This is a genomic window from Caulobacter rhizosphaerae, from assembly GCF_010977555.1.
Classification (GTDB): Bacteria; Pseudomonadota; Alphaproteobacteria; order Caulobacterales; family Caulobacteraceae; genus Caulobacter; species Caulobacter rhizosphaerae.
On sequence record NZ_CP048815.1, the window covers coordinates 3,050,708 to 3,076,910 of the forward strand.

The 26,203-nt window shown below is 68.9% G+C and carries 20 protein-coding genes, 1 pseudogene and 1 riboswitch; of the genes and pseudogenes, 10 read left to right on the forward strand and 11 right to left on the reverse strand.

Going from position 1 to position 26,203, the window contains the following annotated elements; genetic code table 11:
• Nucleotides 1-110 precede the first annotated feature (110 nt).
• From G3M57_RS13890 to G3M57_RS13900, 3 genes are all read left to right on the forward strand, one after another.
• Nucleotides 111-1,019: a LysR substrate-binding domain-containing protein gene (locus G3M57_RS13890; protein WP_163231208.1), complete on the forward strand. Its 909-nt coding sequence runs from the start codon at nt 111-113 to the stop codon at nt 1,017-1,019.
• Between the two features lie 51 nt (nt 1,020-1,070).
• Nucleotides 1,071-2,636 (forward strand): carboxylesterase/lipase family protein, encoded by a 1,566-nt coding sequence (locus tag G3M57_RS13895; protein ID WP_163231210.1) that lies wholly within the window; start codon nt 1,071-1,073, stop codon nt 2,634-2,636.
• 61 nt (nt 2,637-2,697) lie between these two features.
• The gene (locus tag G3M57_RS13900) at nt 2,698-3,249 is read left to right on the forward strand and encodes a dihydrofolate reductase family protein (RefSeq protein ID WP_163231212.1); all 552 of its coding nucleotides are present in this window, start codon (nt 2,698-2,700) and stop codon (nt 3,247-3,249) included.
• Nucleotides 3,250-3,279: 30 nt separating this feature from the next.
• On the opposite strand, the gene G3M57_RS13905 is transcribed toward G3M57_RS13900, so the two are convergent.
• Nucleotides 3,280-5,136, reverse strand: a complete 1,857-nt coding sequence (locus G3M57_RS13905; protein WP_163231214.1) for a PAS domain-containing protein — start codon at nt 5,134-5,136, stop codon at nt 3,280-3,282.
• 17 nt (nt 5,137-5,153) lie between these two features.
• Nucleotides 5,154-6,488, reverse strand: a complete 1,335-nt coding sequence (locus G3M57_RS13910) for an MFS transporter (RefSeq protein WP_163231216.1) — start codon at nt 6,486-6,488, stop codon at nt 5,154-5,156.
• Between the two features lie 384 nt (nt 6,489-6,872).
• Between G3M57_RS13910 and G3M57_RS13915 the strand changes: the two genes are divergently transcribed.
• Nucleotides 6,873-9,692: a TonB-dependent receptor gene (locus tag G3M57_RS13915; protein ID WP_163231218.1), complete on the forward strand. Its 2,820-nt coding sequence runs from the start codon at nt 6,873-6,875 to the stop codon at nt 9,690-9,692.
• 93 nt (nt 9,693-9,785) lie between these two features.
• On the opposite strand, the gene G3M57_RS13920 is transcribed toward G3M57_RS13915, so the two are convergent.
• Nucleotides 9,786-10,409 (reverse strand): TetR/AcrR family transcriptional regulator, encoded by a 624-nt coding sequence (locus tag G3M57_RS13920; RefSeq protein ID WP_056750308.1) that lies wholly within the window; start codon nt 10,407-10,409, stop codon nt 9,786-9,788.
• 114 nt (nt 10,410-10,523) lie between these two features.
• Between G3M57_RS13920 and G3M57_RS13925 the strand changes: the two genes are divergently transcribed.
• The 4 genes from G3M57_RS13925 to G3M57_RS13940 are packed head-to-tail and all read left to right on the forward strand — an operon-like array spanning nt 10,524 to nt 15,382.
• Nucleotides 10,524-11,951: an efflux transporter outer membrane subunit gene (locus G3M57_RS13925; RefSeq protein WP_163231219.1), complete on the forward strand. Its 1,428-nt coding sequence runs from the start codon at nt 10,524-10,526 to the stop codon at nt 11,949-11,951.
• A gap of 29 nt (nt 11,952-11,980) precedes the next feature.
• A complete protein-coding gene (locus tag G3M57_RS13930; protein WP_188916165.1) occupies nt 11,981-13,132 on the forward strand; it encodes an HlyD family secretion protein in 1,152 nt (383 codons plus the stop codon).
• 42 nt (nt 13,133-13,174) lie between these two features.
• Nucleotides 13,175-14,722, forward strand: a complete 1,548-nt coding sequence (locus G3M57_RS13935; protein ID WP_163231221.1) for a DHA2 family efflux MFS transporter permease subunit — start codon at nt 13,175-13,177, stop codon at nt 14,720-14,722.
• A gap of 51 nt (nt 14,723-14,773) precedes the next feature.
• Nucleotides 14,774-15,382: a TetR/AcrR family transcriptional regulator gene (locus G3M57_RS13940; protein WP_163231223.1), complete on the forward strand. Its 609-nt coding sequence runs from the start codon at nt 14,774-14,776 to the stop codon at nt 15,380-15,382.
• A 360-nt stretch (nt 15,383-15,742) separates the two neighbouring features.
• Here G3M57_RS13940 and G3M57_RS27485 read toward each other — a convergent pair.
• The 5 genes and pseudogenes from G3M57_RS27485 to G3M57_RS13965 all read right to left on the reverse strand — a co-directional run.
• Nucleotides 15,743-16,186, reverse strand: a pseudogene (locus G3M57_RS27485) (DUF2334 domain-containing protein); the annotation flags it as partial.
• An 8-nt stretch (nt 16,187-16,194) separates the two neighbouring features.
• Nucleotides 16,195-17,034 carry a glycosyltransferase family 2 protein gene (locus G3M57_RS13950; protein ID WP_056750296.1) on the reverse strand — a complete coding sequence of 280 codons (840 nt, stop codon included), beginning with the start codon at nt 17,032-17,034 and terminating at the stop codon, nt 16,195-16,197.
• Nucleotides 17,035-17,154: 120 nt separating this feature from the next.
• A complete protein-coding gene (locus G3M57_RS13955) occupies nt 17,155-19,641 on the reverse strand; it encodes a TonB-dependent receptor (RefSeq protein ID WP_163231225.1) in 2,487 nt (828 codons plus the stop codon).
• Nucleotides 19,642-19,712: 71 nt separating this feature from the next.
• Nucleotides 19,713-20,714, reverse strand: a complete 1,002-nt coding sequence (locus G3M57_RS13960) for a FecR family protein (protein WP_163231227.1) — start codon at nt 20,712-20,714, stop codon at nt 19,713-19,715.
• 97 nt (nt 20,715-20,811) lie between these two features.
• Nucleotides 20,812-21,309 (reverse strand): RNA polymerase sigma factor, encoded by a 498-nt coding sequence (locus G3M57_RS13965; RefSeq protein WP_056750288.1) that lies wholly within the window; start codon nt 21,307-21,309, stop codon nt 20,812-20,814.
• Between the two features lie 209 nt (nt 21,310-21,518).
• On the opposite strand from G3M57_RS13965, the gene G3M57_RS13970 reads away from it, so the two are divergent.
• Nucleotides 21,519-21,989: a hypothetical protein gene (locus G3M57_RS13970; RefSeq protein ID WP_163231229.1), complete on the forward strand. Its 471-nt coding sequence runs from the start codon at nt 21,519-21,521 to the stop codon at nt 21,987-21,989.
• 7 nt (nt 21,990-21,996) lie between these two features.
• On the opposite strand, the gene G3M57_RS13975 is transcribed toward G3M57_RS13970, so the two are convergent.
• Nucleotides 21,997-22,797, reverse strand: coding sequence for a TOBE domain-containing protein (locus tag G3M57_RS13975; protein ID WP_163231231.1), 801 nt, complete (start codon nt 22,795-22,797; stop codon nt 21,997-21,999).
• 145 nt (nt 22,798-22,942) lie between these two features.
• Here G3M57_RS13975 and modB point away from each other — a divergent pair, with 145 nt between their 5' ends.
• Nucleotides 22,943-23,614 (forward strand): molybdate ABC transporter permease subunit, encoded by a 672-nt coding sequence (modB, locus tag G3M57_RS13980; protein WP_056751498.1) that lies wholly within the window; start codon nt 22,943-22,945, stop codon nt 23,612-23,614.
• 68 nt (nt 23,615-23,682) lie between these two features.
• Here modB and G3M57_RS13985 read toward each other — a convergent pair whose 3' ends face one another.
• Nucleotides 23,683-24,570: a TauD/TfdA dioxygenase family protein gene (locus tag G3M57_RS13985; RefSeq protein WP_163231233.1), complete on the reverse strand. Its 888-nt coding sequence runs from the start codon at nt 24,568-24,570 to the stop codon at nt 23,683-23,685.
• Nucleotides 24,571-25,382: 812 nt separating this feature from the next.
• A complete protein-coding gene (gene cobU / locus G3M57_RS13990; protein WP_163231235.1) occupies nt 25,383-25,898 on the reverse strand; it encodes a bifunctional adenosylcobinamide kinase/adenosylcobinamide-phosphate guanylyltransferase in 516 nt (171 codons plus the stop codon).
• Nucleotides 25,899-25,947: 49 nt separating this feature from the next.
• Nucleotides 25,948-26,149: riboswitch (cobalamin riboswitch) on the forward strand.
• Nucleotides 26,150-26,203: the final 54 nt, after the last annotated feature.

Genomic DNA, 26,203 nt, shown 5'->3' on the forward strand with positions numbered 1-26,203 from the left:
ACGGCGGCCCCCTCGCCAAGGCCAGGCCCGCGGCCGTGGCGACGGCTACCCCTTTGTTGCCCAAGCGCCTAACCTCGCCGGCCCACGGGGTCACGAGCGGGCGCTATCCGATGTTCGAACTGAGTCAGCTGCGCTGTTTCGTGGCCACGGCCGAGGAGCTGCATTTCGGCCGCGCCGCCCAGCGGCTGAACATGACCCAGCCACCGCTCAGCCGGCAGGTCCAGCTGCTGGAGCGCATCCTCGGCGTCACCCTGCTGGACCGCACCAGCCGCTCGGTGCGGCTGACGCCCGCCGGCCGCGCCTTCTTGCTGGAGGCCCGCCGGATCCTGCGCCTGGCCGAGAGCGCGGCCCTGGCCACCCGCCGCATCGCCGTGGGCGACGCCGGCCAGATCGCCATCGGCTTCACCGCCGCCTCCGGCTACAATTTCCTGCCCAGCCTAGTGATCCTGTCGCGGGCCCGGCTGCCCAACGCCGACCTGACCCTGCGCGAGATGGTCACCCGCGAGCAGGTTGAGGCCCTGCTGACCGGCCGCATCGACATCGGCCTGGTGCGCCCCCCGATGGAGCGCGCCGAGTTCGCCACCGCGCGCGTGCTGACCGAACCCCTGGTCGCGGCCCTGCCGACCGGCGACCCGCGCCTGGCCAAGGCGTCGCTGGCCCTGGCCGACTTCGACGACGCGCCGCTGATCATGTATTCGGCCGAAGGCGCGGGCTATTTCCACAACATGCTGACCACGCTGTTCGACTCTAACGGCGTGACGCCGCACTACGTCCAGCATGTCACTCAGATCCATTCGATGCTGGCCCTGGTCCATGCCGGCCTCGGCGCGGCCCTGGTGCCGGAAGCGGCCATGAGTCTGCATTTCGACGACGTGCAGTTCCGCCCGGTCGAGACCACGCCAGATCGTCCGGTCGAGCTCTACATGGCCTGGCGCAAGGACAATGATAGCCCGATCCTGCAGTCGTTCATCGACCTCTGCATGGCCGAGGCCTCGCCCGCCGAGACCCTCGTCGACTAACCGCCCTCTCCTCGGAGCGGGCCAAGATGCATGCCTGGGGAGACGCCGTTCATGACCACCCATCGCCGCGCCGTCCTGGCGGCCGCCGCCGCGACCCTGGCCGCCGCGACCGGAGCGCGGGCCGCCATTGAAGGTCCGATCGCCGCCACCCGCTACGGCAGGGTGCGCGGCGTCGAGGTGGACGGGATCAAGGTCTTCAAGGGCGTGCGCTACGGCGCCGACACCGCCCCGCGCCGGTTCAGGCCCGCCCTGCCGCCCGAGCCGTGGACGGGGGTGGCGGACGCCCTGGCCTACGGGCCGGCCAGCCCGCAGTTGAAGACGGCGGAGGCCGTCAGCGAGGACTGCCTGTTCCTCAATGTCTGGACCCCGGCGCTGGATGGGAAGAAGCGGCCGGTGATGGTCTATGTTCACGGCGGGGCCCACGCCAGCGGCTCGGGCTCGGATCCGCTCTATGATGGCGTAAGACTGGCCCGGCGCGGTGACGTGGTGGTGGTGACCGTCAATCACCGGCTCAACGTGTTCGGCTATTGTTACCTCGCCGAGCTGGGCGGGCCGGACCTGGCCGACAGCGGCAATGTCGGCAACCTCGACCTGGTGATGGCCCTGGAATGGGTTCGCGACAACATCGCCGCGTTCGGGGGCGATCCCGGCAACGTCACCGCCTTCGGCCAGTCGGGCGGCGGGGCCAAGGTCGTGACCCTGATGGCCATGCCGGTCGCCAAGGGCCTGTTTCACAAGGCCGCGACCATGAGCGGCCAGCACGTGACCGCCATGGGTCCGATCCACGCGACGATCCGCGCCAGGACGTTCATGGAGGCGCTGGGCCTGCGTCCCGACCAGGTCGACGTCCTGCGCGCTCTGCCGGCCGAGCGGCTGGTGGCCGCGCTGAAGACGCCCGACCCGCTGGAGTGCAAGGGCTCGATCCTCTTCTGGTCGGTGATGGACGGCGGGGTGCTGCCGCGCCATCCGTTCTATCCGGACGCGCCCCGGCAAAGCGCCCAGATCCCGATGATCATCGGCAACACCCACGACGAGACCCGCGCCTTCCTCGGCGGCGATCCCCGGAACTTTGCCCTGACTTGGGAGGAGCTGCCGCAGCGTCTGGGGCCGGAGCTGGTGCTGGACGTCGCGCCGCGCCAGGTGATCGCCCGCTATCGCGAGCTCTATCCGCACTATACGCCGTCCGAGGTGTTCTTCGCCGCCACCACGGCGGGGCGTTCGTGGCCGGGCCACCTGATCCAGGCCGAGCAGCGGGCGAGGATCGGCGCGCCGGCCTGGATGTACCAGCTGGACTTCGGCTCGCCGCTCGACGGCGGCAAGCTGCGGGCGTTCCACAGCTTCGACATCGCCCTGGTGTTCGACAATCTGGGCGCGCCGGGCTCCAAGACCGGCACGGGGCCGGCCGCCCGCGCCGTGGCCCGCCAGATGAGCGAGGCCTTCCTGGCCTTCGCCCGGACCGGCGACCCCAACTGCGCGGCGATCCCGGCGTGGGGCAAGTACGAGCTGCCAAAGCGGGCGACGATGGTGTTCGACGAGACTTCGATGATGGTCGACGATCCGCGCAGGGAAGAGCGTGAGTTGTTCGCTGTCGCGCCCTTCCTGAAAGAGGGAACCTAGTCGGCGTGCTTGCGAGCCAGGGCCTATGCTGAAATGGTCGCCGCAACGAAGGGAGGCGCTCATGCAGGCCTCGGTCTTTGTCGGCGCCAGCGTCGACGGCTTCATCGCCCGCCCTGACGGCGGCCTCGATTGGTTGCCTGTCGGCGGCGGCGAACCCCATGGCTACGACGCGTTCATGGCCACCGTCGATGCGCTGGTCGTTGGCCGGAACACCTACGAGATCGTCCTGGGCTTCGACGCCTGGCCCTTCGGCGCCAAACCGGTCTTCGTACTGAGCACCGGCACGCTCCTCCCCGCGCCGGGCGGCGCCGTCGTGGAGCGCCTGTCGGGAGCGCCGGCCGAGATCGTCTCGCGGCTCGCGGCGCGCGGCGTCGGTCACATCTATGTGGATGGCGGGATCACCATTCAGCGGTTTCTCGGAGCCGGACTCATCCAGCGTCTGATTATCACCCGCGTGCCCGTCCTGCTCGGCCAGGGCATCCCCCTGTTCGGCGCCGTGCCGGACGACATCAAGCTTCGGCACGTGGCGACCAGGAGCTTCGCCAGCGGCCTGGTTCAAAGCGAGTATCATCTGGGAGATGCGGCCGATCAGACCCCAACCGCGCTGTGGTGAGCGCCTGGACGATGCCCGCCGACTGCCGGTTCAGATCGCCCGATCCCACGGAAAGCTCAGGGTCGGCGGGTTCACGTGGCGCTTCATCTTCAGCACCAGCCGCGCCCCCGCTCCCGCCGCCAGCCGCACGGTGAAGGCCGAAGCGTCGACCAACACAGGTGCTCCGTCGTCGGCCGCCACGCTCAGCACCTGGTGCTCGCCATAACCGCCGCCCTGCACGGTCACGGTCCGGGCCTGGACCGGGTTGGTGTTGACCAGGATCACGCTCGCCCCCTCGTCGCTGAGGGTCTCGACCAAGGCGGCGACGTCCTCGGGAACGCCGGCTCGGCGGCGCTCGGGGTCGAAATAGCGCAGGCGGGCATAGAGCAGCGCCCCGCCCTGGGCCGGCGAGGTCGGCGACCAGGGCGGCCGGGCGATGTGGATCCCGCCCTGCATCAGGTGGATCAGGGCGTTGGCGCTGGCGGGATTGATGTCCAGGGCCGCGTCGGCCAGCCGGGTGTCCGGCGTGGAGCGGTCGTCGCGCTGGGCCTGAGCCCTGGCCCGCACCTGTTCCAGGTCCTTGCGCAGGATCCTCACGGGGAAGTCCGGGTCCTTGCCGTCCAGGAACGCCAGCCACGGATGCTCGGCGGCCCGGGCCCGGTCCGAGGCCCGCATCGACAGGTACCAGATCTCCAGGCCGTTGATGCGATAGTCGCCGGGCGCATAGCCGTACCAGCCCTTGTCCCCGTACATGCGCGGGGTATGGACCTTGCCGTCGATGACCTTCTTCTGGGCGTTGATGACGTCGGCCTGCCGGCGCCAGACCTCCAGGTACTTGTCGTCGCCGGTCAGCAGGTAGGCGTTCATGAAGCCGACGATGGCCCGCGGCACCCGGTTGCGGTCCTCACGCTTGCCGGTCTGGGGCACGACCGGGCTGAAGCCCCAGCCATAGACCCCGCCCCACCACTTGCCGCCGGTCGCGCCGCCGATCCTGCCGTCCAGGCCGATATTGCTGGGCAGAACCCCGCCATTGGCCTGGGCCCGCTCGACCCAGGCGTCGACATAGCCCAGCAGCCAGTCGCGGTATTTCGGCTCGTGGTCCAGCATGTAGGCGTTCAGCACCAGGCTGGTGACCTGCAGGTTCAGCGGCCCGTCGCCGATCACCTCGGTGTATTCGTCGTAGTGGTGCAGGGTCTCCGCGTAGGTGCGCTCGCCGTGCTCCATGAAGAAGTCGCCGACCTCGAACGGGTCGCCGGCCCAGTCGAGCGGCGTGGCCTTGCGCAGCATCGGACCGCGGCTGCCGGTGATCATGCTGCGGATGATCCTGTGCTGGGGATCATAGTTCGGCGCGCCGGGGTCCTCGTTCATGTAGAAACCGGAGAACCGCCTGACCCGATCGCGGTAACGAGCGTCGTAGGGATCGGACAGCCCCAGCAGGTTGAACACCGACAGCCCCTCGGACAGGTGCTGCCAGTCGGTCATGACCGGGAATTCCTTGTAGTACATGCCTTCGCGCGCGAACGGCACGGCCTTGGTCTTGGCCAGGGTGTACTGGCGGACATTGCCCTCGTAGGCCTTCTTGGACAGCTCCAGCAGCCGGTCGCTGGCGCCCAGGGCGTGCAGGTGCGGCCAGTCGTTGACGTTCTCGATCGCGTCGTCGGGCCCGTCGTTGGCGCCCCAGCGCTCGACCGCCAGCAGGAAGCCGCGCTCGTCGAAATAGCGGGCGAAGAAGGCCTCGCAGGCCTCGGCGTTGGCCCGCAGCAGCGCGCGCTCCAGCAGCGCCCATTCGGGCGGGGCCATCGGCGTCGTGATCTCCAGGCTGGTCGCGGGCGCGGCCATCGCCGGCGCGGCGACGGTCGCCAGCAGCAAGGCGGAGGCGTTGCGCAGAAAGCGGCGGCGGCTGGTCATAGAGGCCCCTCTCCCGCTCAAGCCGCCGGCTTCAGCACGAGGCGCTGGATCTTGCCGACGATCAGGAAATAGGCGGCGATGGTGATCAGGCAGTGGACGCCCACGAAGATCAACGCCCCGTCGAACGACCCCGTGCCCTTGACGATGTAGCCGATGACGATCGGCGTCACGATGCCGGCAATGTTGCCGAAGGTGTTGAAGATCCCGCCCGTCACCCCGGCCATCTCCTTGGGCGAGGTGTCGGCCACCACGGCCCAGCCCAGCGAGGCCACGCCCTTGCCGAAGAAGGCGACCGCCATGATCACGATGACCAGCCATTCCTGTTCGACATAGTTGCAGGCGATGATCAGCGAGGCCAGCAGCATGCCCACCAGCAGCGGCGTCTTGCGGGCGATGTCCAGCGAGCCGGTCTTCTTCAGCAGGCGGTCCGAGATGATCCCGCCCAGCAGCCCGCCGACGAAGCCGCACAGGGCGGGCGCCGCGGCGGTGAAGCCGGCCTGCAGGATCGACAGTCCCCGCTCCTTGACCAGATAGATCGGGAACCAGGTGACGAAGAAATAGGTCAGTACGTTGATGCAGTACTGGCCCAGATAGACGCCCAGCAGCATGCGGCTGGTCAGCACCTGGCGCACATTGGGCCAGGTGAAGGCCGCGCCGTTGCTCGCGGCCTTGTCCTCCATGCGGACCAGGCCGCCGCCGGCCTCGATATAGTCGAACTCCGCGGTGTTGATCGCCGGGTGCTCGGTCGGGGCGTGGACGAACTTGACGAACACCACGGCGGCCACCAGGCCGACCGCGCCCATCACGAAGAACACCGAATGCCAGCCGAACTGGTGGACCAGCCAGCCCATCAGCGGCGCGAAGGCGACCAGGGCGAAGTACTGGGCGGCGTTGAAGATCGCCGAGGCCGTTCCGCGCTCCGAGCCCGGGAACCAGGCGGCCACGATGCGGGAATTGGCCGGAAAGGACGGCGCCTCGGCGACGCCGACCATGAAGCGCATGGCGAACAGCGCCACGGCCGCGCCCAGGCCGGTGAAGATCCCCGCCAGGCCCTGCAGGGCGGTAAAGAACGACCAGGTCACCAGGGCGATGGTGTAGATTTTCTTGGAGCCGAAACGGTCGAGCAGGATCCCGCCCGGGATCTGGCCCAGTACATAGGCCCAGGCGAAGGCCGACAGGATGTAGCCCATGGCCACCGGGTCCAGGCCCAGTTCCTTGGACGCCGACTGCCCGGCGATCGAAAAGGTGGCGCGGTCGGCATAGTTGATCGTGGTGATGATGAACAGCAGCAGGATGATCAGCCAGCGGACACGGGTCCTTCTGGCGGCGCCGTCGGCGTTCTGCGCGCTCATCGCGTTCCTTCCCGTTCTTATCGTCGCGGCTCTTCGAGTCGCGCGGGGCCCATTGGCGGCCGCTCAGGATCGAAAGGCTTAGAGGGGCGAGCCGGCGGGGTCTAAGTCAAATCGCCTATCGACCGATCCAATGCCAACATCGATGACGACGGATGCGCGCGGGCCTGGCGGAGCCCGAGGCCTTGTTTCGTCCGGGTTTCCCGCCAGAAAGCCCGGATCGCACGGCCATCGCCGTAGCATCGGTGCAGATCCTGCATCGGTTCATGCCCGATTGGGATTGGCCGTCGCCGCGAGCCGGCCCCTATCCTTTTCGACACCACGAGAGACCGACGCAGATCGATCTCGAAAAGAAGAAGACCCGCCATCGCGGGCTTGGGAGGGAATATGACGTCTCGCGATACGTCGAATCTTCGCACCATCCTGCGCTGCGGCGCCTCAAGCCTGGCCGTGAGCCTGGCCGTCGCGGCCGGGGCCGCCCACGCCCAGGACGCCGCCCCGCCCGCGCTTTCCCAGGCGATCGAACCCGACAACGCCGTCGAGGAGGTGGTGGTCACCGGCTTCCGCGCGAGCCTGGCCAGCGCCATCAACGTCAAGCGCAACGCCTCGGGCGTGGTCGACGCCATCAAGGCCGAGGACATCGCCCAATTCCCCGACCTGAACCTGGCCGAGTCGCTGCAGCGCATCCCCGGCGTCGCGATCTCGCGGATCAACGGCGAGGGCCGGCAGATCTCAGTGCGCGGCCTGGGTTCGGAATATACCCGTGTGCGGATCAACGGCATGGAGGCGATCACCACCACCGGCGGCACCGCCAACAGCGGCGGCACCAACCGCGGCCGCGGCTTCGATTTCAACATCTTCGCCTCGGACCTGTTCAACAGCATCGCCGTGCGCAAGACCGCCTCGGCCGACGTCGAGGAAGGCTCGCTGGGCGCGACCGTCGACCTGAACACCGCCCGCCCCTTCGACTCCGGCAAGCCCCAGCTCGTGCTGTCAGCCCAGGCCAGCTACAACGACCTGGCCCGCAAGGCCGGCCCCCGCCTGTCGGCCCTGGCCAGCCGCACCTGGCGCGACGGCACGATCGGCGCCCTGGTGTCGGTGGCCTACGAGGATCGCCGCCTGCTCGAGGAAGGCGCCAACATCACGCGCTGGACCTATGGCGGCAGCAACGGCGGCTTCAACGCCGCCTCCACCCTGCCCGGCTACACCCTGGCCCAGATCAACGACACCAATCCGGCCACGGCGATCTATCACCCGCGGATCCCGGCCTATGTGAGCTACGACATCGAGTCCAAGCGCTTGGGGGCCAGCGGATCGCTGCAATGGAAGCCGACGGACAACACCACCGTGTCGCTGGACGCCCTCTATTCTTACCTGGCCGGCACCCGCAAGGAGGCCCAGTTGCAGGCGATCGGTCTGTCGCGCTCGGGGACCGGGAAGCCCCAGACTATCATCCGCGACGGCGTCGTCGACGCCAACCACAACCTGGTCTACGCCAGGCTCGACAACGTCGACCTGCGCACCCAGTCGGCCTATGACGAGCTGAACACCGAATTCAAGCAGTTCACCCTGTCGGCCGAGCACCGGTTCACCGACCGGTTTAAGGTCGGGGCCCTGGCCGGCTACGCGGACTCGACCTTCACCCAGCCGGTGTCGACGATCATCACCTTCGATCGGGCCAACAGCCAGGGCTATTCCTACGACTTCCGCGACCACCGCCTGCCGACCATCGGGCTGGGCTTCGACCCGACCAACCCGGTCAACTGGAGCGCCGTCAACGGCACGTCCGAGGTGCGCCTGCGGCCCCAGTTCGTCGAGAACCAGTTCACCAACGGCAAGCTGTTCGGCGCCTACGAGTTCAACGACCACCTGACGCTGAAGGCCGGGATCGACTTCCGCAAGTTCGAGTACGACAGCTACGGCCAGTATCGCACCAGCGAGACCGTCTCCCAGACCCTGACCCCGGCCCAGCTGGCCGCCGTGTCCAAGGTCTATTCCGGCTTCGGCCGCAACCTGGGCCTGCCGGACGGCAACGCCACGGCCTGGCTGGTTCCCGACATCGACGCCTACGCCAAGGCCTACGGCATCTACAGCAACACCGGCATCTACGCCCTGACCAACACCAACAACAGCTCGGCCCGCGGCCAGTACGGCACGGTCGAGGAAAAGGACGCCGGCGTCTATGCCGAGGCCGAGTTCAAGTTCGACGCCTTCGGCCTGCCCTTCCGCGGCGACGCCGGCGTGCGGCAGGTCAACACCCAGCAGGAATCCGGCGGTTATGCGGTCGTCAACGGCGCGGTGCAGCTGGTCAACGTGCGGCGCGACTACAACATGACCCTGCCATCGTTCAACCTGGCGGCGGACCTTACGGACACCGTCGTCGCCCGGATCAGCGCGGCGAAGACCATCTCGCGGCCCGGCATCGGCTCGCTGACGCCCGGCGGCGACGTCAGCGTCCAGGGCGCCAACCGCACCTTCTCGACCGGCAACCCGGACCTGGACCCGACCCAGTCCAAGAACCTGGACCTGTCGCTGGAATGGTATCCCAGCCAGGGCGCGATCCTGGCGGTGGGTGTCTTCTACAAGAAGATCGACACCTTCGTGGCCACGCTGCGCACCCAGGTTCCCTACAACACCCTGGGCTTGCCGGACTCGCTGATCGCCGGCACCAGCGCCTCGTCCACCGACATCTTCGACGTCACCCAGCCGGTCAATTCCAACGGCGGCAGTCTAAAGGGCATCGAGCTGAACTGGCAGCAGCCGCTGACCTTCCTGCCCGGCGCCTGGCGGCACTTGGGCTACATCGTCAACTTCACCCATGTCGGCTCGGACATCACCTACCTGACCTCGACGACGCCGGGCGCGCCCACGGTCAACGCGCCGCTGGTGGGCCTGTCGAAGAACGCCGCCAACGCCACGCTTTATTACGAGACCGATCGCTGGAGCGTCCGCGGCTCGGTGGCCTATCGCGGCGGCTACCTGACCCAGGTGCCGGGCAATGACGGCAACGCCTATCACGGGACCAATTCGACCGTGAACGTCGACGCCCAGGCCAGCTTCAACGTCCGCCCGAACCTCAAGCTGAGCATCGAGGGCGTGAACCTGACCGACGAGTTCAACGACCAGTATGTCGGCGATAGCAACCGGCTGAACGTCTACACCCACAGCGGCCGGACCTTCTTCGTCGGCCTTCGCTACAACTTCTAGGGCGCACCCTTCCTCCCGACAGCGCCTTGGTCACGGCGTCGGCCCCCTCCGGCCGACGCCGTTTTTCCCGTTTTCAGGCTGAGGCGCGGCCGCTCACCGGTCGGGCGAGGTCACGTCCTTCAATTCATAGGCGCGGCAGAACACGTCGACGGCCGCCTCCGCCGACGTGACCAGATCGGCCTCGTCGACAGAAGCCGCCGCTCCTTCCATGAGCCTCTGGACCGGACCGGCCTCACACAGGGCGAAGAAGTGCCCCACCGCCCTCCAGGGATCGGCCTGGCGCATGCGCCCCTCGTCCATGGCGCGGCTGAAATCGGCCGCCATGCGCGTCCAGCCCCGCTTGGGACCGTTCTCGAAGAAGAGTTTGCCGAGGTCGGACTTGGCGCCCTCGGCATAGATGATCCGGCGGAAGGCGACGATCTCCGGATCGTTCATGAAGCGCAGGAACTGGATCGCGAACTCGCTCAGGCCGGTAGGGAGATCCCGATTGTCGTGGAAGCGGTCGAACAGCGGATCGATCATCCTCGCCCCCTTCTCCAGCATGACCGCGACGAGAAGATCTTCTTTGGAGGCGAAGTAGCTGTAGAGCGTCTGCTTGGACCCCCCGACCCGAGCCGCGACCTCCGACATGCTGGCGGCCATATAGCCGCGCTCGAGGAACACGCCCTTGGCGGCCTCCAGGATGGCCAGTCGTTTCTCTTCGGTCTTAACCCGCATGCGGCGCTTCTCGGCCTTTCGATCTTTTCTGGACCAGACCGTACGCTTTTCGCTTGACGGCGTCATGCGAAAATATAAATGGACCATACGGTACGGTTTGAGAAAGCAACCCACATGTCCTTCACCGCTCGCAAGCGCGCCCTGGCGGCGTGTCTCCTGTCGGCCAGCTGCCTCTGCGCGTGCGCGGCCGTTCCGAAACTTCCGCCGGCCCAGGCGATCAAGGCCCCTCAGGCCTACGCCGCCGAGGCCAGCCTGGCCGCCCCGGCCGCCGACTGGCCGTCGGACCGCTGGTGGACGGCCTATGGCGATCCGCAGCTGGACGCCCTGATCGACGAGGCCCTGAGCGGCTCGCCCGACCTGGCTGCAGCCCAGGCCCGCGTCGCCAAGGCCCAGGCGCTGGCCGGCCAGGCCGGGGCCGCCACCCTGCCCAGCGTGACGGCCAACGGCTCCTACGCCTCGGTCAAGCAGAGCTACAACAACGGCGCCCCGCCCGCCTTCGTGCCGCAGGGCTACAACGACAGCGGCCGGGTCAGCCTCGACTTCGCCTACGAGTTCGACTTCTTCGGCAAGAACCGCGCGGCCCTGGCGGCGGCGACCTCGGACGCCCAGGCCTCGCAGGCCGAGGCGGCGCAGGCCCGCCTGACCCTGTCGACCAATGTCGCGACCGCCTATGCGGACTTGGCCCAGCAGTTCGCCGACCGTGACGCCGCCCAGGACGCCGTCCGCACCCGCGAACAGACCGCCCAGTTGACCGCCGACCGGCGCGAGAACGGCCTTGAGAACCAGGGCGCGTCCGAGCAGGCCAAGGCCAATCTGGCTGCGGCCCGCGCCAGCCTGGCGGCCGCCGACGAGGCCCTGGGCCTGACCCGCAACCGTCTGGCGGCGCTGCTCGGCGCGGGGCCCGATCGCGGCCTGGCGATCGGGCGTCCCAAGGTGGGCGTCCTGAAGGCCTTCGGCCTTCCCGCCAATCTCCAGGCCGACCTGATCGGCCGCCGCCCCGACGTCATCGCCGCCCGGCTGCGGGCCAAGGCCGGCGCCCAGCGCATCCGCCAGGCCAAGGCCCAGTTCTATCCGGACATCGACCTGTCGGCCTATTTCGGCCAGCAGGCGCTGGGCCTGGACCTGCTGACCAAGGCCGGCTCGCGCATCGGATCGATCGGCCCCGCGGTCAGCCTGCCGATCTTCCAGGGCGGCGCCCTGCGCGCCAACTATCGCGGCGCGGCGGCCGACTACGACGCCGCCGTGGCCAGCTACAACGGGACCCTGACCCAGGCGCTGCAGGACGTGGCCGACGCCGCCGTCAGCGCGCGCGCCCTGAACGCCCGCCTGTCGGAAAGCCGCAACGCCTTCGAGGCCTCCCGCAACGCCCACGACATCGCCCTGCAGCGCTATCGCGGCGGCCTGTCGACCTATCTCGACGTGCTGACCGCCGAGGACGCGATGATCACCAACCAGCGGACGGTCGCCGACCTCGAAGCCCGCGCCTTCACCCTCGACGTGGCCCTGGTTCGCGCCCTCGGCGGCGGCTTCCACGCCGCCTGACCCTCATTCCTCTCCCCGGAGCTCCTCCCATGTTCGACTCTCAAGACACGCCCGAGACCGACGCCCTGGCCGCGCCTGCGCCCGAGGCCAAGACCAACGGCAATCGCAAGGCCCTGTTCGCCGGCCTCGGCGCCGTCGTCCTGCTCGGCGCGGCTGGCTATGGCGCCTACTACGCCCTGGTCGGCTCGCATCATGTCGAGACCGACAACGCCTATGTCGGCGCCTATGTAGCCCAGGTGACGCCGCTGGTCGGCGGTCCCGTGCGCAGCGTCGCGGTCAACGACACCCAGGCCGTCAAGCAGGGCCAGGTGCTGGTCGTGCTCGACGACACCGACGCCCGCATCGCCCTGGCCTCGGCCCAGGCCGACCTGGCCACCGCCCAGCGCAAGGTCCGCGGCTATCTGGCCACCGACCAGAGCCTGTCGGCCCAGATCGCCGCCCGCGACGCCGACCAGGTCCGCGCCGCCGCGACCCTGGCCTCGGCCCGATCCGACCTGGACCGCACCCGTGTGGACCTGGACCGCCGCAAGGCCCTGGCCGCCACCGGCGCGGTGTCAGGCGACGAACTGACCCGCGCCCAGAACGCCTACGCCAACGCCCAGGCCGCCTACGACTCGGCCAAGGCCGCCCAGGTCCAGGCCGCGGCCAACCGCGCCGCCGCCGTCGGCTCGCTGGCCGCGAACACGGTGCTGACCGACGGGACCAGCGTCGACACCAATCCCGAGGTGGCCGCCGCGCGCGCCAGGGTCGACCAGGCTTCGGTGGACCTGGCCCGAACGGTGATCCGCGCGCCGATCGACGGGGTCGTGACCCGTCGCAACGTCCAGGCTGGCCAGAGGGTCGCCGCCGGCGCGGTCCTGATGCAGGTCGTTCCCGTGCAGCAGGCCTATGTCGACGCCAATTTCAAAGAAGGCCAGCTGCGCAAGGTCAGGATCGGTCAGCCGGTCGAGCTGGAGGCCGACCTCTACGGCGGTTCGGTCAAGTACCACGGCACGGTGACCGGCCTGTCGGGCGGCACCGGCTCGGCCTTCGCCCTGATCCCGGCCCAGAACGCCACTGGCAACTGGATCAAGGTCGTCCAGCGCCTGCCCGTCCGCGTCGCCATCGACCCGGCCGATCTCAAGGCACACCCGCTGCGCGTGGGCCTGTCGATGAAGGCGACCATCGACACCGCCTCCTGATCGCCCTCGTCCAGCCCCTTCATACAGCCAAGGACCGCCGTCATGGCCAAGACCCCTGCCGCCGCTTCGGCGGCTCCCCCCGCGCCCCTTACCGGAGCGGCGATGATCTTCGCCGGCCTAGTCCTGGCGGCCGCCAACTTCCTGGTGGTGCTCGACACCACCATCGCCAACGTCTCGGTGTCGAACATCTCCGGCGCTCTGGCCGTCTCGCCCAGTCAGGGCACCTGGGTGATCACCTCCTACGCCGTGGCCGAGGCCGTGGTCGTGCCGCTGACCGGCTGGCTATCGGCGCGGTTCGGGGCCGTGAAGGTCTTCGTGCTCGGCATGATCGGGTTCGGCTTCTTCTCGTTCCTCTGCGGCCTGGCCCCCTCGCTGAGCCTGCTGGTGCTGTTTCGAGTGCTGCAAGGCGCCTGCGGCGGCCCGCTGATGCCCCTGTCCCAGACCCTGCTGCTGCGCGTCTTTCCCAAGAAATACGCCGCGGCCGCCACCGGCCTGTGGGCCATGACCACCCTGATCGCGCCCATACTCGGGCCGATCCTGGGCGGGACCCTTTGCGACAACGTTGGCTGGGCCTTCATCTTCTGGATCAACGTGCCGGTCGCGGCCGTCTGCAGCTGGTTCGCTTGGCGGCTGCTGCGCAGCCACGAGACCCCGCTGGCCAAGGCCCGGGTCGACCTGGTGGGCCTGGGCCTGCTGGTCGTCTGGGTCGGCGCCCTGCAGGTCATGCTGGACTTGGGCAAGGAGCACGACTGGTTCGCCTCGCCGATGATCGCGGGCCTGGCCGTCGTCGCGGCGATCGGCTTCGTGGCGTTCCTGATCTGGGAGCTGACCGACGCCAATCCGATCGTCGACCTGCGCGTCTTCCGTCACCGGGGCTTCACCGCCAGCGTCATCACCCTCAGTGTCGCCTTCGGAGCCTTCTTCGGCATCAATGTCCTGACCCCGCTCTGGCTGCAGCAGAACATGGGCTACACGGCCACCTGGGCCGGCTACGTCTCGGCGCTGCTGGGGGTCACCGCCGTGCTGGTCGCGCCGCTCGCGGCGGGCCTGTCGACCAAGGTCGATCCCCGCCGCCTGGTGTTCCTGGGCGTGATCTGGCTGGGCGCGATCACCTTCATGCGCAGCCAGGCCAATTCGGACATGGGCTATTTCGACATCGCCCACTGGCTGCTGCTGCAGGGCTTCGGCATGCCGTTCTTCTTCGTGCCGGTGACCGCCCTGGCCCTGGCCAGCGTCACCGAACCGGAGACCGCCAGCGCCGCCGGCCTGATGAACTTCTGCCGCACGCTGGCCGGCGCCTTCGCCACCTCGATGGTCAGCACCGTCTGGGCCGACAGCGGCAGCCGCAACCGCAGCGAACTGTCGGGCCTGCTGAACGGCGCGCAGGACACCATGGACCAGATGACGGCCAGCGGCCTGTCGCCCGACCAGGCGCGCGGTAACCTCGAGCAGATGGTGCAGGGCCAGGGCGTGATGCTGGCCACCAACCAGGTGTTCCTGGCCATGGCGGCGCTGTTCATCGTCGCCGCCTTCATCATCTGGCTGGCGCCGCGTCCCACGCGGGTGGCCGACACCTCGGCGGTCCACTAGGCGTCCTTCGCCCCGCCCTTTCCTCCAAGCGTTTCCACAAGGATCTCCATTGTGAAAGCCAAGCCCCAGACCTCCACCCCGGCCCATCGACCGGCGTCCGACCGCCTGATCGACGCGGCGACCGAGCTCTTCTACCAGCATGGCTTTCGGGCGATCGGCGTCGACGATATCGCCGCCCGAAGCGGCGTCACCAAGACGACCCTGTACCGATACTTCGAGTCCAAGGACGACTTGGCCGCCGCGTGCCTGACCCGGCTGGCGCTCGAGGACCTGGACCAGCTCATGGCCATCGCCAAACAGCACCCCGACGACCCGGTGGCGCAGATCCGCGCCATCGTGACGGCGGCCGCGACCAAGGTGACCCAGCCCGGCTACCGCGGATGGCTGCTGTCCAATCTCGAGGCCGAGATCAGCGACCAGGACCATCCGATCCGGCGGGTCTCAAAGCTTTACAAGACCCGCCTGCGCGACCACTTGATCGAGACCGCCCGCCACGCCGGTTTTGGCGCGCCCGCCTCCCTGGCCGACGGCCTGTTGCTCCTGATCGAAGGGGTGGGCGCCAGTTGGCACAGCCTGGGCGCGGTTGGGCCGGCGGCCAATCTGACGCTGAACTGCGAGTTGCTGATGCAGGGACACCGCGCCGTGGCGCACGCAGCGTAGGGCGTTCACCCGGTCAGCGGCGCGTCTATCCGGTCTTAAGGTCATCCGGGCGCCCGAACTCTGGGGCGCAGGCTCGTCGAGGCTCATGCGCGCGACAGGCCTGGCGATGGGCAGGAACGCCTCGAGGAAACGCCAGGCGGGCTCGTCATGGTCCAGGTGGTGCGTCAGCAGGCCCAGCGGCTGGCCCCAGGCCCCGCTCGTCCGACGCTCGGCCAGCAGGCGGCGGGCCCGCAGCAGGAAACGGATCGCGCCCCGAAAGCGCGCCGTGGGCTTCCAGCGCATGACGTCCAGGTGGGCGTCCAGCCGATTGGGCTCGGCCGCGCGCCGCATTTCGCCGTAGCAGGACAACTCCAGGCCCTGCTGGTCCAGCGCCTGCTTCAGGGTGCGATGGGCGTTGTTCCAGGGCGGCACGAATAGGCGCGGCGTCACGCCGGCGCGGCGAAACACCTTCGTGGCCGCGCTCAGGTTCGACATCACGTCGGCCAGGCGGTCCTGGTCATTGACCTCGCCGGAGGGCTGTCCCGCCGGCGCGCGGTTCTCGTGGCGGAAGCCGTGGATCGCCAGTTCCGCGCCGGGAACCGCGGCGCAGGCCTTGGCCAAGGCCGCGATATCGCCGTCCGGCACGGCGGCGATGGTGATCGGCGCGTCGAAACGGATGGCGAGGGTCAGCAGGCGATCCAGGGCCAGGGTCGGTCGTCGCGCATCGTCGTCGCGCCACCAGAAGACTGGGGCCCGACCAGCGGCTTTCCAGCGCGCCAGTTCCGGCCCGATCACCCCGGCGATCAGAAGACGAAGCAGCGACATGGCGAGGCCTAGGCCGAATGCCCCAGCCTGGCGTCGTCGAGGTCCAGGCCGATCACCGCGCCCGGGCGCAGGGTCTGCACGCTCTGGCCGCCCAGCATCCGGATCTCGCGCGCCTTGAGGTTGGAAAGCACCGGATAAAGACCGGCCATGAGGGCGATCAGGAAGCCCATGTCGCCCTCCTTGTAGCCCTTGCGCGAGACATAGCACTTGTAGAACCGGCGCATGCCGCGGAACAGGTCGTCCCAGAGGCTCTTGATCTTGCCGCTGTCGGCCAGATCCTGACCGCGCAGAGCGGTGTAACGGTTGAGGCGCTGGACCATGTCGGCGATGTCGTCGTCGACCTTGTGCAGGATGGCGTTGGACAGCCGGCCGCCATAGGCGCCGGCGAAGGTAGTGCCGGGATGGACCCGTTCGTTCTTCCAGTGCTTGACGCCCTTGCGGAACAGCCGGGCCACCGAAGAGGCGCCGAACGAGCCGCCCCAGCCGTGGCGCACCAGTTGCGCGCCCACGAAGTTGTCTACCGGCACCTGGTACCAGTCTCCGGCGTCGGCGCGGGCGATCGTCTCGCGGATCTCCCGGGCCAGGGCCGGGGTCACCGCCTCGTCGGCGTCCAGCTCGACGATCCAATCACCGCGGCAGGCGACGACGCCGGCCTCCTTGCGCAAGCCCTCGACGGGGAAGATTCCGGAGACGACCCGCGCGCCCATCTTGCGGGCGATGGCCTCGCTGCGATCGGTGCAGCGATCGGCGACGACGACGATCTCGTCGCAGAACGCGAGCCGCGCCAGACACTCGGCCAGACGCGCCTCTTCATTGTGGACGCAGACAAGTCCCGACAGGACAGACATGTGATTTCCCCGACCTAGGGCGGCCTTCCAAACACACCCCGTCAGGAAATAAACGTCGCCCCACCCACGGAACCTCAGAGCTTTTTTTGCGTTTGCGGGCGCGAGAAGGCTTCGCGTTCCCTAAAACGTGCGAGAAACCGCGAAACTCCAGGTACGGGGGCGTAGCGGCGTGACCTGGCGCACCTGGCCGAAGCTGAACGGGTTACCGTAGGCGAAGGTGTCGCTCGAGGCGTTGGCGGGATTGGTCACCGCCAGGGTCCAGGTCCAGTCCCGCGTCGCCAACTCGGCCGACAGCCGGCCGGTGACATAGCCGCCCATCGACGGCGAGAGGCGGCGGTCGAAGGTCAGGCGCGAGCGGCCGACATATTCCAGCTCGCTGGTCAGCACCAGGCGTCGCGCGCGGGCCAGGTTCCGCTCGTACCGCGCCATGAGCCCGGCCGAGACGTCCGGCACGCCGGGCAGCCCGCTCTGGGCCGCCGAGGCGAAGTTGGGGTTCACCTTGCTCAGGCGCGGGCGACTGAACAGGGCGTTGGCGTCCAGGGTCAGGCCGGGAGCCGCCAGGACGGTCGCCTCGACCTCCAGGCCGGTGTTGCGGCCATCGCCGACATTGGCGGTGTAGGACAGGCCCGAGCTCAGATACTGGTCGGTCTGGATGTCGGTCCACACGTCGTGAAACAGGGCGGTCCGCAGGATCATGCGGCCGTCGCCGGGCCGGAAGCTGCCGCCGATCTCATAGTTGCGCAGGTGATCGGGCTTGAACGCGCCGCGCAGCGCCGACGGCGCGACCAGCCCGCCCGAATTGAACCCGCCGGAGCGATAGCCTTCCGAGGTCAGCAGATAGACCAGGCCTCCGTTCCAGGTCCTTTGGAGCGAGAGTTTCGGCGAGACGCCGGTGAACCGCGCCTTGCGGTCAAGGGCGCGCGACTGGCCCGGCGCCGGCGCCTCGACCGACGAGGTGGTGTGCACCTCGCTGCTGAAGGCGCGGCCGCCGAGGCTGGCCGTCCAACCGCCGCCCAGGTCGTAGGCGGTCTCGCCATAGAGGGCCAGCTCTCGTCGCCGGTCGCGGCGGGCTTCCAGATAGATCAGGCGCGAAGGATCGAAATAGGTCCGCGCCCGCAGTTCGCCGTCGGAGTCCTCCAGGCTGGCCAGGCCGTAGAGCCCGAACAGCCACCGGAAGCGGTCGGTGTCGGGAGACGACAGCACCACGTCCTCGACCAGCAGTCGCACCTTGCTGGCCTCGTCGAACAGGCCGACGTCGAGGGAGTCTCCTCCCGCGCCGTTCAGCGCCGCGGTGGCGTCGAACCGGCTGGCGAACCGATGGCGGACATAGCCGGTCGACGACACGAACCGGCCCCAGTCGCCCGCCCCCGTGACCGTCACCGCGCCCTGCTCCAGGACGTTGTCATGGGTCTCGCGCACCTGGTTGGCGCGCTTCTGGCCGCCCAGACTGGGGGTCGTATACTGGCTGTCGGTGGCGTGCAGGTCCTGGCGCGCGCCGGACAGCTGGATCGACCATTCCGGATCCAGCGCCACCGCCAGGGCGGCGCGACCGCCGGTCCGCGTGGTGCGGTCGACATTGGAGAGGCGCAGGTTGACGTCGTCGACATAGCCGCCATCCACGTCACTGTAGCCCGCCAGGCGAAGGGCGGCGCGGCCGGCGGCGATCGGCAGGTTGACCACGCCCTCGAAGCGACTGCTGGGCGAGCCGGACTCGGTGACGGCCGCACCGGCCAGCAACGATCCCGACCGTTCGTCCAGCACCGGCTTGGCGGAAACGATGCGGTAGACCCCGCTCAGCGAGCCGCCGCCATAGAGCGCGCCTTGGGGCCCGCGCAAGATCTCCACCCGGTCGACATCGATCAGCCGCAGGTCCGGATCGGGGGCGTTGTAGGTCAGCGGAATGTTGTCGAGGTAGGTGCCGACCGTCTGCTGAGTGCGGCCGGTGAACGTGCCGTCCGACAGGCCGCGCAGCATGATCTTGTTGCGCGCCGCCCCCAGGTTGGTGGTGATGAAGCCGGCGGTCTGCTGGGAGATGCTGGTCGTGTCGATCGCGCCGGCGTCGCGCAGCCGCGTGGCGCTGATCACGCTGAGTCCGCCGGCCGCCGCGCCCAGGCGGGTCGGACGCTTGGTGGCGGTGACGATGACGCTGTCGATGGCCGGGGTCGCGACCACCGGCGACGGGGCGACGGCGTGCGGCCTCTCCGCCGGCTCCGGAGCTCGTGTCGCCCGTGCGGGACGGATGCTGACCGTGGCGTTGTCGAGGATCTCGAACCGGCACGCCGCCCCCGCCGTCACCGCCTGGAGCGCCTGGCGCAGGGTCAGGACTCCGACCACCGCCTCGCTGCGTCCCGGGCAGGACGAGGCGCCGCCCAGGGTCACCCGCGCCCGGACGCCCAGGTCAATCAGGGCTTCCGACCGGGACTTCGCCGGGATGTTGAAATTGAACCGCGCCGAGGTCGCGGCGGCTTCAGTCACCAGGGCCAGGCTGGACGCCAGGGTCAGGACCAGGACGGGACCGGAACGGCGCAGGCGGACGACGGCGATCGCGCCGGGACATCCCGGATCGTCAGGCCGACCGCGAAGCTGGGATTCCGTGTCCGAAATCATCGGGCTCCAGCTCTATCCCCCTAGAGCTCAAGCTTCGCGCTTCGAACGATTCCGGTTCCGTCAGCAAGACCCTAGCGCGCCCGGATCACGATGGCGTCGTCGGTCGTCGTCGTTCGTACCGGAAGCAGGTGCGACAGTCGGTCGACCATCGCATCCTGGTCATCGACGATCAACACGCCGGAAAGTCGCAGGTTGGCGGCCTCGGCGTCGGCCAGCTTCACCGGACGCGGGAACAGCCGGTTCATATCGCCGGCGATCTGCGAAAGCGGCTGGTCGCGATAGATCAGCCGGCCCTTGCGCCATCCGGCGATCTCCTCGACGGCCACGGCCTGGACCCGGGCGTCCGCCCTCTGGCCCTTGCGGTGCGAAAGTCCTTGCCCCGGTCGCAGCCGGAACGGCGCGGCGTCGCGGGGCAGGTTGGGACGCACCTCGACCAGGCCCCGCTGGACGTTGACCGCCACCTGGCCGTCGCGTTGCCTGACGTCGAACTGGGTGCCGACCACGCGCACTTGGGTGTCGCCCGCCGAAACCAGGAACGGCCGCGAGGCGTCCTTGGCCACGTCGAAGAAGGCCTGGGCGTCGTCCAGGTGAACGCGGCGCGCGCGGCGCTCGAACCGCACGGTCATCCGCGAGGCGGCGTTCATCTCGATCCGGGAACCGTCCTCCAAGGCGACCGTCCGACGCTCGCCGACGCCCGTGACATAGGTCGTCTCGTGGGCGCCCAGCAGGCCGCTGCCCGGCAGCAGGATCGCGCCGGCCACGAAGGCGGCGGCGATCGCCGCGCCGGCCGACCAGATCCAAACCCGCCGCGCCGGCCTCAGCGGGACGACCTTGCCAAGGGAGGCCGTCAGGGGTTCGGCGGCGAGTTCGGCCTGGGCCAGGCGGCTGTCGAGCGTGAGCCGGTCGTCGAAGCTCAGCACGGCGTCATAGGCCTGGGCATGGGCCGGCGAGGCCGTCAGCCAGGCGTCGAAATTCAGCCAGTCGCGCTCGGTGACCGCCTCGCCCTGCAGGCGGACGAGCCAGTCGACAGCTTCGGCCATCTCCGCATCGATGTCCGTTTGGGCGCGCGTCATTTCGCTCCGTCCTGACGCCAAGCCGCGTCCTTGCAAGGATAAGACGTCACCAAGGCGGCGAAACCTCCACAAGCTGTGTCAAAACCAGGAAACACCCTCATGCCAGCTTCGCCATCAGCGCCTTCAGGGCAGCGCTCACATGCTTCTCGACCGAGCTGCGGCTGACGCCCATGGCGACCGCGGTGTCGGCGTGGCTCAGGCCTTCCAGCTTATGAAGCTTGAACGCACGCGCGACCTGGGGCGGCAAGGCGTCGACCGCCGTCATCATCGCGCTCAGCCGCTGCCGGCCGGCCACGACCTCCTCGGCCGACGGGACATCGGCCACCTGTTGGTCGCCCAGCACAGTGCCCTGCAGGCTGCGCCATCCCTCGTCGCGCGCCCCAGCCCGCGATTGGCTTCGCAAGCGGTCGAGCATCAGGTTGTTGGCCATGCGGAACAGCAGGGCCGAGCCGTCGCCCTCGACCTCCACGTCGCCCAGGGCCTGGACCTTCAGGTACAGGTCCTGGATCAGGTCCTCGGCCTCGCTGGCCGAGCGAAGCTTGGCGGCGAAGACGCGCACCAGATTGGCCCGCTTCTCGCCGTACAGCCGGATCATCGGCGTGATCGATCGAGGGTTTGCGGACAGCGCGGGCTCCAGAGACTCAAGGCGGACGGACGGGTTGCGGCCAAACCTCAACCTAGGCTGCTGGCGCGCACCGGTCCAGCGCGCTGGAGGCGGGAAGTTGCGATTGACTCGCAATTAGGCGGGGCGCTAAATGCGAATCAGTCGCAACAATGAAGGCGACGCTCGTCCGAGAGGCTGCGATGACACCCGATCCCATGGCGCTGCGTTGGACCGCTGGGCCGACCGTCGGTGAAAGGCTGCTCCTCAGCGCCATGCGCCAGTGGGCGGCGCTGAGGTCGGCGGGCGAGCACCCCACGCGCCTGGTCGCCCAGGCCCTGGCCTTTCGGGCGTCCAACCGGACAGGCGGCCTGTTCGTCGCCTGGATGCAGTCGGTGGAGGCCAGCCTGCGGCGGCCGATCCAGGTGGAATGCCCGGCCTGTGGCGGCATCTCCACCGACGAGCAACGGCTGATGGTCTCCTGCGGACTGGCGGGAACGGCGACGGCGGCGGGCGAGGCCCTGCTCGAGCCGTTGCTGGTCGACGCCCAGCCGACCATGGTGCTGGCGCGCGCTCTGAACGCCGCCCTGCGGGTCGACGGCTATCCCCTGCCCGCCCGCCTGCGCCAGGAGCCGGACGCCGCGCCGGCGCCCGAGCGGGCCACGGTTCACTGACGACCGCCTATTCAACGGCGAGGATGACGTTGGACGACGCGATCGTGGCCGTGGCGCGGGCGCCGACAACCAGCGTCGCCTCGGACGCCGCCACGGTCGCGACCAGGGTCTTGCCGGCCGAGAGGGCGAGCGTGACCTCGCTGACCTCGCCTCCATCCTCGCGGTCGACCACCGTCCCGGCCAGGCGGTTGGTCTCGCCTTCGGACGGATCATCGTCGCCCAGGACGACGAAGCTGGACTTGATCAGGGCGACGGCGGGCTTGCCGACCGCCAGTCCCAGTTCCTCGCGGCTGCGACGGGTGATGATCGAGGCGATCGCCAAGCCCTCGCCCAGGTCGATCGAGACCCGGGCGGTGACCTCGCCATCCGCGATCGCCGCCACCGTTCCGCGCAAGGCGTTGCGCGCGCTGGTGCGCAGGCCCAGACTCCAGAACAGGTCGCCCAGGCCCTGGCCGATGTCCGGCTCCGGCGCCGCCAGGCCCGCCTCCAGCCGCGACAGGGCCGCGCCGATCTCGCGCTCGACCTCGCGAAAGGCCCGGATGACCGCCAGGCCGCGCGGTGTGACGATCGCCGCCCCACCCGCCTTGCCGCCGGCGTTGGCGACCACCAGCGGCGCGTCGAACAGGTTGTTCAGCGCCTGGACCCCGTCCCAGGCGCCCTTGTAGCTGAGGCCCAGCTGCTTGGCCGCCGCGCTGATCGAGCCCAGGCCGCCGATCGCCTCGATCAGGGCGATGCGCTCCAGGCCCACCCGCGCCAGGCCGCCGCGACGCAGGACCAGGGACGCGCTCAGATCACCGTCGATGGACATCGAAAACCTCGTGGCGAAGGTGACCTGGATCGGAAAGCTCGTTATGTAATCTGGCTACATAACCGAGCGCCCTCGCGGACTGAAGGGCTGGAACCAAAGCCATGCCCAACCGCCCGCCGCCGATCAAGCTCAAGGCCCGGTGACCGTGCTGGAGGTCGCATGGCTTACGGCTCGGTTGGCGAGCGTCACCACCCTCCTGCTGCTAGTGTTGTCCACGCCCCTGGCCTGGTGGCTGGCGCGGGGACGGTCGCGCTGGAAGGCCCCGGTCGGGGCGCTGGTCGCCCTGCCAATCGTGCTGCCCCCGACCGCCCTGGGCTTCTACCTGTTGATCGCCCTGGGCCCGCAGAGCCCGCTGATCGCCCTGCTGCATCCGTTCGGGGTGAGGACCCTGGCCTTCACCTTCCAGGGCCTGGTGATCGGGTCTCTGGTCTATTCGCTGCCGTTCGCCGTCCAGCCGCTGCGCAACGCCTTCATCGCCGTGGGCGACGAGCCGCTGGAGGCCGCCGCCACCCTGGGCGCCTCGCCCTGGGCCGCGTTCATCAGGGTGGCCCTGCCGCTGGCCCTGCCCGGCTACGCCGTCGCCGCCCTGTTGGTCTTCGCCCATACGGTCGGTGAGTTCGGGGTGGTGATGATGCTGGGCGGCGGCGTTCCGGGCCAGACCGAGGTGCTGTCGATCGAGATCTACCGGCTGGTCGAGGCCCTGGAGTGGGACAAGGCCCACAAGCTGGCCGGCGCCCTGCTGGTGTTCGCCTTCCTGGTCATGCTCAGCCTGCTGCTGATGGAGCGCCGGGTCGACACGCGCGCCTCGCGCCCCTGAGAGCCTATCAGGTTTCCTCGATAAGTCCTTGATTTGGATGGCGACACCAAATCCAAGCTGTGGTCGTTTCAGAAGGGAACGTCCCCCTGGATCGTCACCCGCTCGACGACGCGCTCCTGCGGCCAGTAGTCGAGGATGGCGTAGTGCTGGGTGGCGCGATTGTCCCAGAAGACGACGGCGTTGGGCGTCCAACGGAAGCGGACCTGGTATTCGGGGGTCTTCACGCGGTCCAGCAGCTCGGCCAGCAGCCTGGCGGCCTCGTCCTCGGGCAGGCCCAGGATCCGTGTCGTGAAGACCTTGTTGACGAACAGGTGCTTCTCGCCGGTCTCGGGGTGGGTGCGGACCACCGGATGGACCTGGACCGGATGGGCCGCGCGCAGTTCCTGGCGCCTGGCCTCGTCGACGCGGTAGCCGTAGCTTTGCAGGATGTCGTGCTCGGCCTTCAGAGTCGCCAGTTGGTCCTTCAGCTGGTCGGGAAGGTCGCGATAGATCGCGGCGGTGTCGGCGAACAGGGTGTCGCCGCCCTGGGCCGGCATCTGGCGCATGCGCAGCACCCCGCCCATCGACGGCGCGGGGCGGAAGGTGACGTCGGTGTGCCACTTGTTGGCGGCGCGGACGATCGGCACGATCTCCTCGCGCAGCTTCATGCCGTCGGCGGCCTCGATGTGCAGGATTTCGGGAAAGCCGGGCACGTGAGCGGTGACAGGATGACCTTCCAAGTCCCCGAAATACCGGTCGAAACGGACATGGTCCTGATGGCTGATGTCCTGGTCGCGGAAGAACACCACCTTGTGGCGCAGCAGCGCCGTCCGGATCGCGGCGACGATCTCCGGCGCCAGGGGGTGGCGCAGATCGACGCCCGAGATCTCGGCCCCAAGCACGGGCCCCTCGGGCGTGACGGTCAGGCCGGCATAGTCGGGCGTCTCGGAAGCGGCGATGGGGGCAAAGGCGTTCATGGCGTCCTCCCGGCGCGCCGCCCGTCCGTGCGAACGGCGTCTGTTTCGTGCAGACTTTAGTACCCGCCATAACAGCGGTCTTTTGGTTTCAACTTCAAGCGCTTCCGTCCCTCCCCCTGTGTGGGAGGCGATCGCGCAGCGATCGGTGGGGGGAGTCGTAGGATGCTCGATCTGGGTCGCGGCCATAACCCCATCACTCCCCCCACCGTCGGCTTCGCCGACACCTCCCCACAGGGGGAGGATCTAGGACATACGGCTTCGTCGCCTTTCGGGATCTCCCGAAAGGAGGGTTGAGGAGGCGCGGAGCGGTCCGGGCCTGGCCCGGATGACCGTGGGTTTAGTGTGTGCGTTTCGGCTAGACCTGACCGCTCCGCGAAACCGTTCTTCTCAAGGGACGGCGATTGAGGGCTTGTTTCATCCCGATCGACGTTTCCCCTCAGGCGGGCAGGATCAAAGTCGCCCGGAAGGGGCCGTCGGCGACTCCGACTGATCCTGGAACAGGCCGGTTTGAACTCCCAGCCCCGTCAACCCGCCTGTCCCGCCATCGTCCCCGAAAGACCTTGGAGCCTTCTGAGCCCCGCCGCCCGCCGCGGTCCGATCGCCAGGCCCAGGCGGCCCCGCTCGGTTCCACCCCCATCGCCTGCTTGGGCCGGTACCAAGAGCCCTCCCCCGCGATGGAGACGAGATCGATTGTGCAGGAGGTTTGAGGTCCGAGGACCGGTGACGCTGCTTTTTCTGCAGGGCGTTGAGATCATTGATGTTCTTTGCGTCCGCGACGGGGATAGAGCGCCGTCTATCCCCCGTCTCGACACCTATTTCAGGCGCAGAGCCAGCCCGGCGACGACCAGGGTCACCGCGCCGGCGGCCTGGGCCAGGGCCTGGTGCAGGCGGCCCGCCTCGTCGCGAAATCGCCGAGCCAGGGCGTTGTCTGGCACGATGCCGAACCCGACCTCGTTGGAGACCAACCACAGCGTTCCCGGAAACCGTCCGGCCGCCTCGACCAGCCCGGCGGCCGCCGTCGCCACGTCGCGTTCGGCCAGCATCAGGTTCGACAGCCACAGCGTCAGGCAGTCGACCACGACGATGTCCTTCGCGCCCAGCGGCGCCAACGCACCTGCGATATCGAGCGACGCCTCCAACGTCGTCCAGGCCCGACCCCGGTCCTTGCGGTGGCGCGCGATGCGCTCGGCCATCTCCGAATCGAAGGCCTGGGCCGTGGCGATCATGACCAGCCGGCCTTCGGTTTCAGAGGCTAGAGCCTCCGCCGCCGCCTGGGCGAAGGCGCTCTTGCCGGATCGGGCTCCGCCCAGGACGAGGGTAAACGGCAAGATGTGCTCCAGATCTCCAGCCAGATTGACCGTGTGCGACGCAACATATAGTGCAGCTCTCGCGACAGGTTCCTCGAAAGAGGATGAAAAGGGAACTCGGGTGCGAAACCCGGGCTGCCCCCGCAACTGTAAGCGGCGAGCCCGCGCGTCACTACGCCACTGACCGTCCTCTTCAAGAGAACGATTGGGAAGGCGACGCGCACCGGCCTTGACCCGCGAGCCAGGAGACCTGCCCGTCGCGGTCGTCCTTCGTCCGGCCGGGGTGCGCCGTACGATGGGGTTCTTTCCCCCGAGGCGACATCGTC

Bases quoted from the DNA above. Each gene is read 5' to 3' on its own strand.
- G3M57_RS13910 (WP_163231216.1), bottom strand. From the start codon at position 6,488: ATGAGCGCGCAGAACGCCGACGGCGCCGCCAGAAGGACCCGTGTCCGC.
- G3M57_RS13965 (WP_056750288.1), bottom strand. From the start codon at position 21,309: ATGATCCGGCTGTACGGCGAGAAGCGGGCCAATCTGGTGCGCGTCTTC.
- G3M57_RS13970 (WP_163231229.1), top strand. From the start codon at position 21,519: ATGACACCCGATCCCATGGCGCTGCGTTGGACCGCTGGGCCGACCGTC.
- G3M57_RS13960 (WP_163231227.1), bottom strand. From the start codon at position 20,714: ATGACGCGCGCCCAAACGGACATCGATGCGGAGATGGCCGAAGCTGTC.
- G3M57_RS13930 (WP_188916165.1), top strand. From the start codon at position 11,981: ATGTTCGACTCTCAAGACACGCCCGAGACCGACGCCCTGGCCGCGCCT.
- G3M57_RS13895 (WP_163231210.1), top strand. From the start codon at position 1,071: ATGACCACCCATCGCCGCGCCGTCCTGGCGGCCGCCGCCGCGACCCTG.
- G3M57_RS13950 (WP_056750296.1), bottom strand. From the start codon at position 17,034: ATGTCTGTCCTGTCGGGACTTGTCTGCGTCCACAATGAAGAGGCGCGT.
- G3M57_RS13955 (WP_163231225.1), bottom strand. From the start codon at position 19,641: ATGATTTCGGACACGGAATCCCAGCTTCGCGGTCGGCCTGACGATCCG.
- G3M57_RS13890 (WP_163231208.1), top strand. From the start codon at position 111: ATGTTCGAACTGAGTCAGCTGCGCTGTTTCGTGGCCACGGCCGAGGAG.
- G3M57_RS13975 (WP_163231231.1), bottom strand. From the start codon at position 22,797: ATGTCCATCGACGGTGATCTGAGCGCGTCCCTGGTCCTGCGTCGCGGC.
- G3M57_RS13920 (WP_056750308.1), bottom strand. From the start codon at position 10,409: ATGCGGGTTAAGACCGAAGAGAAACGACTGGCCATCCTGGAGGCCGCC.
- G3M57_RS13985 (WP_163231233.1), bottom strand. From the start codon at position 24,570: ATGAACGCCTTTGCCCCCATCGCCGCTTCCGAGACGCCCGACTATGCC.
- G3M57_RS13935 (WP_163231221.1), top strand. From the start codon at position 13,175: ATGGCCAAGACCCCTGCCGCCGCTTCGGCGGCTCCCCCCGCGCCCCTT.
- G3M57_RS13900 (WP_163231212.1), top strand. From the start codon at position 2,698: ATGCAGGCCTCGGTCTTTGTCGGCGCCAGCGTCGACGGCTTCATCGCC.
- G3M57_RS13925 (WP_163231219.1), top strand. From the start codon at position 10,524: ATGTCCTTCACCGCTCGCAAGCGCGCCCTGGCGGCGTGTCTCCTGTCG.
- G3M57_RS13915 (WP_163231218.1), top strand. From the start codon at position 6,873: ATGACGTCTCGCGATACGTCGAATCTTCGCACCATCCTGCGCTGCGGC.
- G3M57_RS13905 (WP_163231214.1), bottom strand. From the start codon at position 5,136: ATGACCAGCCGCCGCCGCTTTCTGCGCAACGCCTCCGCCTTGCTGCTG.